General features: G+C 64.6%; 12 protein-coding genes. 5 read left to right on the top strand and 7 right to left on the bottom strand.

Annotated features, from left to right (window positions below; all coding sequences use genetic code 11):
- Nucleotides 1-15: 15 nt before the first annotated feature.
- The gene (locus tag CLAM6_RS01125) at nt 16-2,409 is read right to left on the bottom strand and encodes an AsmA family protein (protein WP_043336713.1); all 2,394 of its coding nucleotides are present in this window, start codon (nt 2,407-2,409) and stop codon (nt 16-18) included.
- A 240-nt stretch (nt 2,410-2,649) separates the two neighbouring features.
- Nucleotides 2,650-3,135, bottom strand: coding sequence for an acetyl-CoA sensor PanZ family protein (locus CLAM6_RS01120; protein ID WP_225347481.1), 486 nt, complete (start codon nt 3,133-3,135; stop codon nt 2,650-2,652).
- Between the two features lie 260 nt (nt 3,136-3,395).
- Between CLAM6_RS01120 and hisB the strand changes: the two genes are divergently transcribed.
- The 4 genes from hisB to hisF all read left to right on the top strand — a co-directional run bounded on the left by hisB (nt 3,396) and on the right by hisF (nt 6,348).
- Entirely contained in the window at nt 3,396-3,989 is a 594-nt protein-coding gene (hisB, locus tag CLAM6_RS01115) for an imidazoleglycerol-phosphate dehydratase HisB (RefSeq protein WP_043336716.1), read from the top strand.
- Between the two features lie 70 nt (nt 3,990-4,059).
- Entirely contained in the window at nt 4,060-4,701 is a 642-nt protein-coding gene (gene hisH / locus CLAM6_RS01110) for an imidazole glycerol phosphate synthase subunit HisH (protein ID WP_043336718.1), read from the top strand.
- Between the two features lie 115 nt (nt 4,702-4,816).
- The gene (gene hisA, locus CLAM6_RS01105; protein WP_043336722.1) at nt 4,817-5,563 is read left to right on the top strand and encodes a 1-(5-phosphoribosyl)-5-[(5-phosphoribosylamino)methylideneamino]imidazole-4-carboxamide isomerase; all 747 of its coding nucleotides are present in this window, start codon (nt 4,817-4,819) and stop codon (nt 5,561-5,563) included.
- Nucleotides 5,564-5,574: 11 nt separating this feature from the next.
- Nucleotides 5,575-6,348, top strand: a complete 774-nt coding sequence (gene hisF, locus CLAM6_RS01100; RefSeq protein WP_043336726.1) for an imidazole glycerol phosphate synthase subunit HisF — start codon at nt 5,575-5,577, stop codon at nt 6,346-6,348.
- Nucleotides 6,349-6,456: 108 nt separating this feature from the next.
- Here hisF and CLAM6_RS01095 read toward each other — a convergent pair whose 3' ends face one another.
- The 3 genes from CLAM6_RS01095 to CLAM6_RS01085 form a co-directional block, all read right to left on the bottom strand.
- Nucleotides 6,457-7,305 carry a CHAD domain-containing protein gene (locus CLAM6_RS01095; RefSeq protein WP_167333715.1) on the bottom strand — a complete coding sequence of 283 codons (849 nt, stop codon included), beginning with the start codon at nt 7,303-7,305 and terminating at the stop codon, nt 6,457-6,459.
- A 62-nt stretch (nt 7,306-7,367) separates the two neighbouring features.
- Entirely contained in the window at nt 7,368-7,979 is a 612-nt protein-coding gene (locus tag CLAM6_RS01090; RefSeq protein WP_043336733.1) for a YjaG family protein, read from the bottom strand.
- Between the two features lie 181 nt (nt 7,980-8,160).
- Nucleotides 8,161-8,454: an MGMT family protein gene (locus CLAM6_RS01085; RefSeq protein WP_043336737.1), complete on the bottom strand. Its 294-nt coding sequence runs from the start codon at nt 8,452-8,454 to the stop codon at nt 8,161-8,163.
- A 133-nt stretch (nt 8,455-8,587) separates the two neighbouring features.
- Here CLAM6_RS01085 and CLAM6_RS01080 point away from each other — a divergent pair, with 133 nt between their 5' ends.
- Nucleotides 8,588-9,337 (top strand): type 1 glutamine amidotransferase, encoded by a 750-nt coding sequence (locus tag CLAM6_RS01080; protein ID WP_084589638.1) that lies wholly within the window; start codon nt 8,588-8,590, stop codon nt 9,335-9,337.
- Nucleotides 9,338-9,363: 26 nt separating this feature from the next.
- Here CLAM6_RS01080 and mnmH read toward each other — a convergent pair whose 3' ends face one another.
- Together mnmH and CLAM6_RS01070 are read right to left on the bottom strand one after the other, a co-directional pair.
- Entirely contained in the window at nt 9,364-10,470 is a 1,107-nt protein-coding gene (mnmH, locus tag CLAM6_RS01075; RefSeq protein ID WP_043336739.1) for a tRNA 2-selenouridine(34) synthase MnmH, read from the bottom strand.
- A gap of 118 nt (nt 10,471-10,588) precedes the next feature.
- Entirely contained in the window at nt 10,589-12,460 is a 1,872-nt protein-coding gene (locus CLAM6_RS01070; protein WP_153635077.1) for a SulP family inorganic anion transporter, read from the bottom strand.
- Nucleotides 12,461-12,701: the final 241 nt, after the last annotated feature.

Genomic DNA, 12,701 nt, shown 5'->3' with positions numbered 1-12,701 from the left:
GAAAGGAGCGCGTGATCAGTTGAACAGCCCCTGAATCGCGCCCTTCAGCTTGTCGCTGGCGCCTTCGCCCAGCTTGTCGTCGATCTTCTTGCGGGTATCTTCGTCGAGCTTCTCATCCAGCTTCTCGCTGACCTTCTCGCCCGCCTTGCGCTTGGCTTCATCCTTGGCCAGTTCCGCTGCGGCACTCTGGAAGCCTTTCTGATCGAAGCCACACCACTCGCCCGGCTCACCGCTCAGGTTGCCCTGACACTGCACCGGGAAGCGCAGCTTGATCAGACGCGGATTGACCTCACAGGCCGCGTCATCCGCGCCCTCGATGAAGCGCGCCGCCACGTTGTAGTCGAAGGCCTCGGTCGGCAGGTTGAGCTGGCCCTTGCCGTCCAGCGCGATGCCCGGGATCGCCAGGGCGAGATCCTGATTGCTGATCACGCCATTGGTGACCGTGAAGCTGCCCTGAGCGCGCTCCAGCGGCGTATTGGCCTTCCATTCACGTGAGGAGGTCTTGCCACTCAGCGTCGCCACGGCAGTGCACATCTCCCTGGAGATATTGACGTCGAGCACCTCGCCATTGCGAATCTCGAAGTTGCCCTTGCCGTTCAGATTGCGCTTGATGCTGTCGATCTGATTGGTGCTGGTGGTGTAGTCACCATTGAGCGTCAGGCGACCGCGCAGGATGTCCTTCTGCTCCGGCGCCAGCGCCTTGAGGAACGGCGCGATATCCAGATTGGTCAGCTTCTCGCCGAAGCTCATGCTCAGCGGTGTCTTGCGGCTGTCGATGCGTGCATTGGCCGCCAGCGAGCCGCCATAGAGGCTGGCCGTCAGGCTATCGAGCTGCTGTACGCCCGGCTGACCGGACAGCTTGGCGGTCACCTTGCTCATCTCGAGACCCGAGGCGATCAGTGTGCCGATATCCAGCTGCCCCTGAAGACCCAGCGTCTTGAGCAATGCCACCGGCAGCAGCTCCGCGTCACCATCGGCCGCATAGACCGGCGCGATCACGCCCGCCGTGAGCGCTTCCCCCAGGCTTGCCGTCTTCTCGTCTGCGCCCGCCGGTGCCAGGTAGTCATCGAGATTGAGCGCGTCGACATCCAGATCGAAGGTGATCTGCGAGGCATCGAAGGACGAGCCGAGGCGCCCGTTGATGGTGGTGTCATCCAGCGCCATCACCAGGTTGGTCAGCTGCACCTGCGACATGTCGCCCTTGAACGGGCTGGAGAAGGCCAGCGAGGTCAGCGCGCTGCTCTTGGCAGTCTGCGGCGCTTCCATGCCGACACGCGTCATCCACGCCTTGGGCGACAGCGGTGCCAGCTTGAACTGGCCGGAATAGCTGAGCGCATCGCCGGTGATGTCCTTGGCCTTGAGCGCCCCGCTGAGGCGCAGGTCACTGCCGGAGGTCAGCAGCAGGTTCTCGAGATTCGCCGTGCCCGCCGCCAGGTCCGCTTCGGCACCGAAGGTGGCTTTCAGCGGCAGGGCCTTGTCACCCAGCGCGGCCTGATGGAGCGTCGCGTCCAGCTCGGCGCCATCGGCCAGATACAGCTGCTTGTCGGTGTCCAGCGTCAGGGTATCGATGTCCAGCGCCACGCTCTGATCCTTGTCACCCAGCGACGGCATGCGCGTGGTGGTATCCAGGCTCACGCCGGACAGCACATGACGGCCGCCCTGCAGGTCCAGCGCCACCTTGCCATCGAGGCTGACGGTGCTCTGAAGCTCCGGCTCACGCCCATCGGCCACGAACGACAGCTCGACCGGGAAGGCCTTGTCGGGGCTGACGTTGGAGGACGTCAACGCCACATCGTTGAGCGTCATGTCGAGTCCGCTGGCCGCGTCCTGATAGGCGATCTGACCATTGGTGACCTGCACCGAGGCGATATCGAGATTGACCGCCATGCTGCCGGCGCCATTCTGCACCGACGGCGTCGTGTCATCCGCCAGCGCCACACCGGCGCTCTTGGCCGGCGGCAGCGCTTCATCCGCCGCGCCACTGTCGGCGGCCGTCGCCGCATGCTCGAGCAGGCTTTCCCAGTTGCCACGCCCCTGTGCATCACGCTCGAGCGCCAGCTTGAGGCCGTCGAGGAAGACGCCTTCGACTTCGACCTCACCGCTCAGCAGTGGCGTGAAGGACACGCCGACTTCCGCGCGGGTAAAGGAGGCAAACGGTGACTGGTCACGTTCCTGCTCCGGCAGCCAGGCTTCGGCGTCCTCGACACTGACGCCGAGACGCGGATAGAAGGACCAGTCCAGCGGGCCGTTCAGGGCCAGTTCCAGCCCCGCCTGGTCCTTGACCGCCTTGACCAGTCGCGGCTTGAGATCATTCGGATCGAGGAAGGTGGTGACATAGATCACCCCTGCCACGACCACCAACGCCAGTACTCCGACGATGGCCAGCAAGGCTCTGAACAGTGCTTTCATCTGCGTCCTCCCTTTGACACGATGAGAATTGCTACGGTGCCCTCACTCCAGAGGGCAGCACATGGAATGGCGCTGGGGACTCGTGGCATCAGGCGATGCCTTTTCTCCCGCTCATCATCTAGCTCGAGCGCTGCGCGCCATCCTCCCGCACAGCGAGACAGCCTCAAGACAGAAATGATGATGACACAGCCGGTGGACAGGTCGCGTTGACGTCAGTTCCGCATCCGGCAACGACCGGGTTCACTCCTGCGCCAGCACGAAGCCGTCGCGGGCGGGGTCTCGCACATAGCCCAGACGTGATACCAGCAGCTCGTCGGCCAGGGTCAATCCCTGACTCGGCACGACCAGCAGACGCTGGGCACTGGCCGCTTCCAGTGACAGCAGCGCCATCAGGCGCGTACCGACACCGCGTCGACGCGTGCTCTTGCGCACGCAGCAATGGCTGATCTTCCAGGCATCGCCTTCATCCTCGCAGAGTAGCGCGCCGATATGACGATCGTTGAAGAAGGCGCTGCAGAAGCGGTGTCCCGCGGCGAGATTGGCCTGAATGAAGTCATCCGGGGCGAGCGGGAGACGCTCACTGGGGGCTTCGTGATAGATACGCGACAGATCGATACGGACTTGCTCATCGGTTTGCCAGCGTGCGTGATCGATCATCTGAAGAGTGACCGGCATGGTGAGATCCTCGCCCGCGATATGAATGCCCGCCATTGTAGCGGATGCCATTGTCCTTTCTCTATAATGACGGGTCGGGCAGGCACAAAGACGACGCGCCTGCCGCCGATCAAGCGCCCCGCCGACGGCTCTCTGCCGTCGTCAATGCCCTGATCACGATTTCGATTGCGACATCACATGACAATAACCACATGATGCGCACTTCCCGGCCGGACTGGACACACGCCTCTCTTACCAAAGGCCCCAGACTGCGCCCAGACCCCATCGACCCCGAAGCCGCTGATGGCGTCACCGACCGCTGGAGAGACATCATGGTAGAGCGTATCGCCGAAGTTCATCGCAACACCTCGGAAACCAAGATCCGGGTCCGCATCAATCTGGACGGTGAAGGCAAGCTGAGCGCCAACACTGGCGTGCCCTTCCTCGAACACATGATGGACCAGATCGCCCGTCACGGCGTGATCGACATCGAGGTCGACTGCGATGGCGACCTGCATATCGATGACCACCACACCGTCGAGGACATCGGCATCACCCTGGGTCAGGCCTTCGCGCAGGCGCTGGGCAACAAGGCCGGCATTCGCCGTTACGGCCATGCCTACGTGCCGCTGGATGAAGCCCTGTCTCGCGTGGTGATCGACTTCTCCGGTCGTCCGGGCCTGTTCATGCAGTGCGAGTTCACCCGCGGCAACATCGGTCGCTTCGATACCCAGCTGTTCTGGGAATTCTTCCAGGGCTTCGTCAATCACGCTGGCGCCACCCTGCATATCGACAACCTCAAGGGCTTCAATGCCCACCACCAGGCCGAGACCATCTTCAAGGCCTTCGGTCGTGCCGTGCGCATGGCAGTGGAAGAGGACGAGCGCATGGGAGGCCGTATCGCCTCCACCAAGGGCTCGCTGTAAACGAATGATCCGGGCGCCAGACGCCTGACATCCAGCGCCGGAGCCTGCCTCCGGCCTTCGGGAGAAAGACATGACGATTGCCGTCATCGACTATGGCATGGGCAACCTGCACTCCGTCGCCAAGGCGCTTGAGCACGTGGCCGACGAGAATGTCGTGATCACCAGCGACCCGCGCGCCATCCGCGGTGCCACTCGCGTGGTGCTGCCCGGTCAGGGCGCCATCCGTGACTGCATGGGCGAGCTTGAACGCGCCGAGCTGCGCGGTCTGGTCGGCGAGCTGCTGAGCAACCACAGCAAGCCGCTGCTGGGCGTGTGCGTCGGTCAGCAGATGCTGATGGAGCGCAGCGAAGAGAACGGTGGCATCGATTGCCTCGCCTACTTCAAGGGCGACGTGAAACGCTTCGATGACCAGCAGCTGGACGAGCACGGCCAGCGCCTCAAGGTGCCGCACATGGGCTGGAACCATGTCGCGCACACCCAGGGCCACGCGCTGTGGGAGGGCATCGAGGACAACTCGCGCTTCTACTTCGTGCACAGCTTCTATGTGTCGGCCAGCGAGCGCTCCAAGGTCTACGGTGCCACGCGCTACGCCGGTGCCGAGGCGCACGTCGCCATCGGTGAGGGCAGCCTGTTCGCGGTGCAGTTCCACCCGGAGAAGAGCGCGGCCGCCGGCCTCAAGCTGCTCGAGAATTTCGTCCGCTGGCAGCCCTGAAGGCTCGCCCGCGTGACCCTCGGCGTCTGTCTCGCGTGACGGACGCCGATACATCCGCCTTCGATATACCGACGACAATACAGGCGTGCCCAGACACGCCGAGAGGACACCCGACATGCTGGTAATCCCCGCGATCGATCTCAAGGACGGTCAGTGCGTACGCCTGAAGCAAGGCCGCATGGAAGACTCCACCAACTACGGCGATGACCCGCTGGCCATGGCCGCGCGCTGGGTCGAGGCCGGTGGCCGTCGTCTGCATCTGGTCGATCTCAACGGTGCCTTCGAAGGCAAGCCGGTCAATGGCGACGCCGTGACACGCATCGCCCGCGCCTACCCGGAGCTGCCGATCCAGATCGGTGGTGGCATCCGTGATGCCGCGACCATCGAGCACTATCTGGAAGCCGGCGTCGGTCAGGTCATCATCGGCACCAAGGCCGTGAAGGAACCGGCCTTCGTCGCCGAGATGTGCCGCGCCTTCCCGGGCCGCATCATCGTCGGTCTCGATGCGCGTGACGGCTTCGTGGCCACCGATGGCTGGGCTGAAGTCTCCACCATCAAGGCCACCGAGCTGGCCAAGCGCTTCGCCAACGACGGCGTGTCCTCCATCGTCTACACCGACATCGCCCGCGACGGCATGATGCAGGGCGTCAACATCGAAGCCACCGTGGCACTGGCCCGCGAAGGCGGTATCCCGGTGATCGCGTCCGGCGGCGTGACCAACCTGGATGACATCCGTGGCCTGGCCGAAGTGGCCGATCAGGGCATCCTCGGTGCCATCACCGGCCGCGCCATCTATGAAGGCAGCCTGGACATCGCCGAAGCGCAGGCGCTGTCCGACTCCATCACCGGCCGCAAGGCCTGAGGGGAGCGATCATGGCACTCGCCAAACGCATCATCCCGTGTCTGGACGTCGACGCCGGTCGTGTCGTGAAGGGCGTCAACTTCGTCGGTATCCGCGATGCCGGTGACCCGGTCGAGGTCGCCAAGCGCTACAACGAGCAAGGCGCCGACGAGATCACCTTCCTCGACATCACCGCCAGCGTCGACAACCGTGGCACCACGGTCGACATGGTGTCGCGCATCGCCGGTGAGGTGTTCATCCCGCTGACGGTGGGTGGCGGCATCCGCACCTGTGAAGACATTCGCACCATGCTGAACGCCGGCGCGGACAAGGTCTCGATCAACACCGCGGCCGTGTTCAACCCGGACTTCGTGCGTGAAGCCGCGGAACGCTTCGGCAGCCAGTGCATCGTGGTCGCCATCGACGCCAAGCGCGTCAGCCAGGACGGCGAGACACCGCGCTGGGAGATCTTCACCCACGGTGGCCGCAAGCCGACCGGACTCGACGCCGTCGAGTGGGCGAAGAAGATGGTCGAGCTGGGCGCCGGTGAACTGCTGCTGACCAGCATGGACCGCGATGGCACCAAGGCCGGTTTCGATCTCGGTGTGACACGCGCCATCTCCGACGCCGTCAGCGTGCCGGTGATCGCCTCCGGCGGTGTCGGCACCCTCGACCATCTGGTGGATGGCGTGCTCGAAGGCGGTGCGGATGCGGTGCTGGCCGCCAGCATCTTCCACTTCGCCGAGTACACGATCCCCCAGGCCAAGGCGCATATGGCCGCACGCGGTATCGAGATGCGCCTGTAAGCGCAGCCGCAGGTAGTTCAGGCAGAAACGCGAACGCCGCCATTTCCTCAGGGAATGGCGGCGTTCGTGTCTGCAGAGACGCAACTTCGGTTCAGGCGAGAACAGCGCTCAGACGTAGCCCAGCTTCTTCAGTGGCTTGAGCGCCTGCGCGAGACGCTGGTCGGCAAGCGTCATGATGTCCGCGACCAGATGCTTCTCGGCGGCGGGCAGCATCACGCGCTCCCCGACCCACAGCGCCAGCTCCGCCAGGTCATGTTGATTGCCCAGCCGCGCGGCCGCCTTGTCGAGCAGTTCCGGCTCGCGGCGCCGTCCGTGACTCGGTGACTCGAGCTCCCGCGCGGCTGCCTCACCCAGCGCCTCGTGCGCCAGTGCCAGCTGGAACATGCGGTACTTGACCCACTTGCGCAGCCGGTGAGACGTCTCGATCTCACGCTTGTTGGCCACCTGCGCCGCAAGCTTGCTGATGCGATGACGGCTGAATTCCAGCCCGATGTTGAGCTCCTCCACCGTCAGCAGTGCCGCCTGCCAGGCCGCCCGCTCTTCGCTCAGCAGCGTCTCGAGCGGCGCGTGATCCAGCTCGCCTTCGGGCTCGCTCAGCGCGGCACTGGTCAGCCCCGGACGCAGCGCATCCAGCAGGCGCTGACTGCGCTCATCCACCCAGGCGTAGGCGCGACCATGCGTCTTGCGCAGCATGTGCGCCTCGCGCGGCCCGGCCAATGCCTTGGCGACGGCGCGCGGACGCGCCTGATGCTCACTCACCGCCGACTTGCCCAGCGACTCGCGCCGCAGTTGCCACCAGCCGCGCAGCTGCTTGCAGTCGACGCGCAGCGCATGCACATCCGCCGCGCTCAGCGTCGGCTGCGCGAGACGCTCACGCATGGCGTCCAGACGCGTCTGAATCACGCCATTCAGCGCTGCGTTCATCGGAGAAGAATCCTGCTGACGGCTGTCGCTCATCTGTCTCTCCAACAACGGCTGGCCAGTCATCACTGGCACCAGGATGGCCCGAATCGGGCCGCTCAGTCCTGCAAGGATAGCCCGAGATTGCTGACATCTTCATTGCGGCCCAATTGCTTGAGCGCGCGCCAGTCATCGCGGGACAGCTGCGGGGCTTCGACGCTCTCCAGCACGGCGTCCTGGAAGTCACGCTCATCGATCATCAACGGATGTTCGCGAATCATGGCTTCCAGCGCTTCCTGCTCGATGCCCTCGCCGGCCTGCAGGTCGATCAGCGCGCGCACGCCATCGGCGGACAGACGGCTGATCTTGAGCGCGGCTTCCGGCTCTTCGCTGATCAGCACATCGATGCAGGCGGTCAGCGCCATCACGGCCTCCAGTGCGCGGCGCGCGCCGAAGCTGTCATCGTCCTCGGCGGGCTCGAAGGCGGTGACCTTCTCGGCCTGCAGCGAGAAATCGATCTTGGCATCGCGCACGCGCAGCTGCTCCCAGACGAGATCCAGCAGCTTGCGCAGCTCACGCGTGGTGTCCAGCGCGCTGGCCGTGCCATTGGCTTCGGCGTAGAAGCCGGCATTGGGCAGGAGTCGCTCGGTCAGCGCTGCCATGAAGGCAGTACGGCGCACGGGGGCCAGCGCATCAAGGCGCGCACGGAAACCGGATACAGGCTGAGTCATGACGGCTCTATTCTCACTTCACTATTCAATATGCGGCGTTCGCGCTGGCGTATTGGCTCCGCCAGCCGCGATGTCACCGGAGGTCGCTATAGGGTATGCGATAGGATAGGCGAAAGGGTAGCGCCCGCGCGTGGCCGGATGAACGCGACCCTGCTCGAGCGCTGCCGTGCCGGGGCATGCCTCAGGGCCACAGGCACTCCGTCGGCACGCGGCCGGCACCATCGAACAGGATGCCTTCGCTGCGCAGCTTTTCCCGCTGGCGCACTGCCCCGCCGTGCTCGGTGACCTTGAGCGAGGCATTGATCACGCGATGCCACGGCAACTGATGGCCATCCGGCAGGTGACGCATCGCCGAGCCGACCATGCGCGCGCTGGCGCCATCGGTCATCTTGGCGATACGCCCGTAGGTGGTGATGCGCCCTTCGGGAATCTGCGCCACCACGGTGTAGATCTGTTCGAGCAGTTCGGCCCGCATGCGGTTCTCTCCTTGTCGTGTCGCGGCTGGTTCGCCTGGGTGCAGGTACTGAGATTTAGGTTCTGAGATGCAGGTACAGAGATGTCGACACTGGGGACTTTACGCTGACATGGCGCTCACGCATGATGAAGCCATGCATCTTTACTTCATACATCAGGGGCAACTCCCTGACACTGAACCAGATTCAGCCGCCGATACCGCAACGCTAGCGCATGACTGGCAGAGTCCGCTACGCCTCAAGGACTGGCTTTCCGGCATGGGGCACAGCTTCAACACCAGCTTCCCGCTGGCAGGAGAAGCGTTGCCGGGCATCGATGACTTTCATGCGCTGGTGGTGCTGGATGGTCCGCAACGCCTGTCGAGCGCCGCACAACCACCCTCGCCCGCCGAACAGCAGTCGCTGCGCCTGCAGCGCAAGTTGATTCGGCGCACGCTTAACAGCAATCGCCCGCTGCTGGGGATTGGCCTGGGGGCGCGACTGATCGCCGAGCAGATGGGGGCGATCGTCTCGTCCGCCGTGGTGCCGCAGCGTCGCTGGGCCACGCTGACGCGCAGCAACGAGTGCCCGCTGGGGCTACCCGCCGAGTTCGAGGCCTTGATGTGGCATGAGGAGATCTGCGGACTGCCGGAAGACTGCGAGCTGCTGGCCAGCAGCGAGCATACGCCAGTGGCCGGCTTCAGCTGGGATGAGGGTCGCGTGGTGGCGCTCAACTTCCATCCGCACATGGATGCGGCGGCCACGCAGGACCGCCTTGCCCACCATCCCGCGCCCCTGGAGGGCAATGGCGTGCAGTCACGCGAGGCGTTGCTGGAGGACCCGAAGCGCTTTGATCGTCAGGCGGCCCTGCTGGACCGCCTGCTGGTGGACTGGCTGAATGCGTGAGCGCTGACCGGCGCTCGTGAGGGATATCAGCGCTGCCAGCGGTGATTGGCGCTCCACTCACGCGCGAAGGCAAGGCTGTTGTCCCAGTCGCCGACGTGCAGGAAGGTACGCTCGTGCTTCTCGAGCTGATAGCGGTACATCGGGTCGTAATACTCGCTGAGCAGCGGCGCCAGCCAGCCTTCATGGGCAATGGGGTTGCCGCGCTTGTGCTCCTGGAAGGCGATGTCCTGCATGCGCACCAGACGAGCAAGGCGTGCACTGCCCAGGCGCTTGCGCAGACGCAGCAGCGCCTGACGCAGCTGGCGCTGCATCAGGGTCCAGCCGAGAAAGTCACCATAGTGGCGACTGTAGGTGGACCACAGCCCCTCGATATAGTCCTTCTGAATCTGCACGACTCGCCAATCCAGCGGCATTTCGACGCGGATCAACGGTGCCTGCTCCATCGCGCGCCAGGTGGCGAGCGGAATGTTGACGCTGCCGATGAAGCGCGACTCGTCCTCCATGATGGTCGGCGCTTCATCCTCAAGCGTGAGCATCTCGGCGGCGATGCGGTGCTCGAAGTCGATCTGGCTCGGCGCCGGGAAGGGATGGCGGCCGAAGGCCGAACCCTTGTGGCGCGCACAGCCTTCCAGGTCGATGCCATTGTCCAGCGCATGGATCAGCTCGGTCTTGGCGCAGCCGGTCAGCCCGCCGATCAACAGCATCGGGGCCTGCTCGGCACGCTCATCGATATGCTGACAGAGCTGCTGACGCATGGCCTTCCAGCCGCCCTCGATGCGCGGACGCTCGATCCCCGCTTCCTGCAACCACTGCTGACTGAGCTGGGAACGCATGCCGCCGCGGAAGCAATAGAGAATCGCGTCAGGGTGCCGCTCGACGTGCTCGACCCAGGCGCGGATACGTGCGCGCTTGATCCCGCCGCTGACCAGTTGATGGCCAAGATGTACCGCCGATTCCGGGCCGACCTGCTTGTACTGCACCCCGACGCGATGACGCTCCTCATCATCCATCAGCGGCAGATTGACGGCACCCGGCAAGGCACCAGCGGCGAATTCGACCGGCGCGCGCACATCGATCAACGGACGGCCGTCGCGAATCAGGTCGCAGCTGGCCGCCACGGTGGGCAAACTCATGGGCATCTCTCGGCAGACAGAACAGGATTGAGGCAATGGGCGGCAACTGGCTGACTGGCCGCACCATCAAGGGGCCATATTCTAGCGCAAGCGTGCAGCCGCCCCCAGCCTTGTGCTTTCACGCCAACGGTGGCGTCAGGCGCACCCCCTGCCCCGGCCCGATCCCGGCCGGGCCGAACAGCTGACAATCTGGGCAGGCAGCGGGTTGATCACCGTGGGCACGATGCGCCTCGGCGACCGAGTCGCGCAGCGAGGCAATCGCCGCCTCGGCGGTATGGAAGTAGTTCTCACGCCCCATGCGCTCGAGGAAGCCACCGCGCTCCATCACTTCCAGCGCGTACATGCGAAAGCCGCACATGCTGAGACTGCCGCCGGCATCGCGCAGGCGACGTTGCTCGATCTCGAGCATCTCGGCACCCGCGATATCGATGAAGTTGCAGCCGGTGCCCAACAGAATGACGTGCTTGCCGGTATAGCGCGCCAGCTTGCGCTGGACGTGGTCGACCGCCCCGAAGAACAGCGAACCATCCACACGCAGAATCACCACTTCCCGGCACTGGGCCAGCTGATAACGCTCGGCATTGCGCACGCCAAGCTCCGGGTGCTCCGGGTCTGGCGCCATCTCGACCAGACGGGGCCGTGAGGTGCGGTTCAGATACAGCACCAGCGAGACCAGCACCCCGGCGAAGATGGCGAACTCCAGCGGCAACAGCAGAGTAGCGAGGAAGGTGATCACCAGCACCACCGCCTCTTCGCGGCTGACGGCCAGAATCTGACGGATATGACCGACTTCGATCAGGTTGGCGGCGATCACCATGATCAGGCCTGCCATCGCAGGCAACGGCAGCCACGCGGTCACGTCAGGCACCAGCAGCAGTACCGCCAGCACGATCAGCGCCGCCACCACCACCGACAGCGGGGTGCGGGCGCCGGCATCATAGTTGGCGCCGGAGCGCGTGAAGGAGCCGGAACCGGCAAAGCACGAGAAGAAACTGCCCGCCAGATTCGACAAGCCCTGGCCGATGAACTCCTGGTTGCCGTCGATACGCTGATGCGAGCGCACGCCGATGGCACGCGCGATGGAGACTGCCTCGATCAAGCCGAGCACCGCCAGCGCGAAGGCCGCCCCGCCCAGCGAGCGCAGGGTGTCAAAGCCCAGCGGCGGCAGGGAAAACGGCGGCAGGCTGCCGGACAGGGCGCCGACCATCGGGATACCTGCCGCGCTGCCGCCGAGCAATGCCGCGACACCACAACCGACGGCCATCGCCACCAGCATCCACGGCAGTTTGCGATTCAGCCGCCGAACCAGCACGGCCGTGAGCAAGGTGCTGAGTCCCGTGATCAACGTGGCCCACGAGGTATCGCCCAGATGCCCGAGCAGCGCCCACCAGGTGCCGAGAAAGCTCGAGGCATCGCCAAGCGCGATGCCGAACAGGTGCTTGAGCTGACTGGTGGCGATCAAGACCCCGGCGCCGGCGGTGAAGCCGATCACCACCGTGTGTGAGATGAAATTGACCAGCGCTCCCATGCGCATCAGCCCCAACGACAGCTGGATGATGCCGACCATGCAGGTCAGCGCCAGCACCAGCGGCAGGTATTCGGGACTGCCCGGCGCGGCCAGGGTCGAGACGGTGCCGAACACCACCATCGAGATCGCCGCGGCCGGGCCACTGACCATATGCCGCGAACTGCCGAACAGACCGGCGATGATCGCCACCACGATGGCGGCATACAGCCCATGCGCCGGTGGCAGGCCGGCGATCAACGCATAGGCCACCCCCTGGGGCAGCACCAGCACCGCGCCACTCAGGCCCGCGATCAGGTCAGAACGCGCATCCCCGGGCGACAGCTGACGCATCCAGCCGAGAAAGGGCAACAGTCGCGACAGGCGATAGGCCGCGGCACTGGTGTGCTCGGGCCCCTCTGCCGTCTCGGTAGATTCGGGAGATTCGGGGGGCGGCGAGGAAGGAGGCGGAGTATCAGCGGACAAGAAGTATCTCCGTGGCGAGGCAGGAAAGAAGTCGTCAGCCGGTAGCCGCAATGCCCCTGAACGTACTCGGGACAGGCTTGAAACCAGCGGTGATAAGTCTATCGCTGAAATCACTAATGAAACAGGGCCGCCACATGCTCGACAGCGACCTGTGACCTTGCGGTCCTTTCCCTAGAAAGAGATATGTTGAAGAGAGACGATGAAGAGACATGATCACGGAACACAGAGACGAGACACGATA

The sequence above is a fragment of the Cobetia sp. AM6 genome (assembly GCF_009617955.1).
Classification (GTDB): Bacteria; Pseudomonadota; Gammaproteobacteria; order Pseudomonadales; family Halomonadaceae; genus Cobetia; species Cobetia amphilecti.
Note: the sequence above shows the minus strand (reverse complement) of the source record. Positions and strands in the feature narration are given on the sequence as shown.

Excerpts from the sequence above, each read along its gene's own strand:
- CLAM6_RS01090 (WP_043336733.1), bottom strand. The coding sequence starts at position 7,979 with ATGACTCAGCCTGTATCCGGTTTCCGTGCGCGCCTTGATGCGCTGGCC.
- hisF (WP_043336726.1), top strand. The coding sequence starts at position 5,575 with ATGGCACTCGCCAAACGCATCATCCCGTGTCTGGACGTCGACGCCGGT.
- CLAM6_RS01125 (WP_043336713.1), bottom strand. The coding sequence starts at position 2,409 with ATGAAAGCACTGTTCAGAGCCTTGCTGGCCATCGTCGGAGTACTGGCG.
- hisB (WP_043336716.1), top strand. The coding sequence starts at position 3,396 with ATGGTAGAGCGTATCGCCGAAGTTCATCGCAACACCTCGGAAACCAAG.
- CLAM6_RS01080 (WP_084589638.1), top strand. The coding sequence starts at position 8,588 with ATGCATCTTTACTTCATACATCAGGGGCAACTCCCTGACACTGAACCA.
- CLAM6_RS01095 (WP_167333715.1), bottom strand. The coding sequence starts at position 7,305 with ATGAGCGACAGCCGTCAGCAGGATTCTTCTCCGATGAACGCAGCGCTG.
- CLAM6_RS01120 (WP_225347481.1), bottom strand. The coding sequence starts at position 3,135 with ATGGCATCCGCTACAATGGCGGGCATTCATATCGCGGGCGAGGATCTC.
- hisH (WP_043336718.1), top strand. The coding sequence starts at position 4,060 with ATGACGATTGCCGTCATCGACTATGGCATGGGCAACCTGCACTCCGTC.
- mnmH (WP_043336739.1), bottom strand. The coding sequence starts at position 10,470 with ATGAGTTTGCCCACCGTGGCGGCCAGCTGCGACCTGATTCGCGACGGC.
- hisA (WP_043336722.1), top strand. The coding sequence starts at position 4,817 with ATGCTGGTAATCCCCGCGATCGATCTCAAGGACGGTCAGTGCGTACGC.
- CLAM6_RS01085 (WP_043336737.1), bottom strand. The coding sequence starts at position 8,454 with ATGCGGGCCGAACTGCTCGAACAGATCTACACCGTGGTGGCGCAGATT.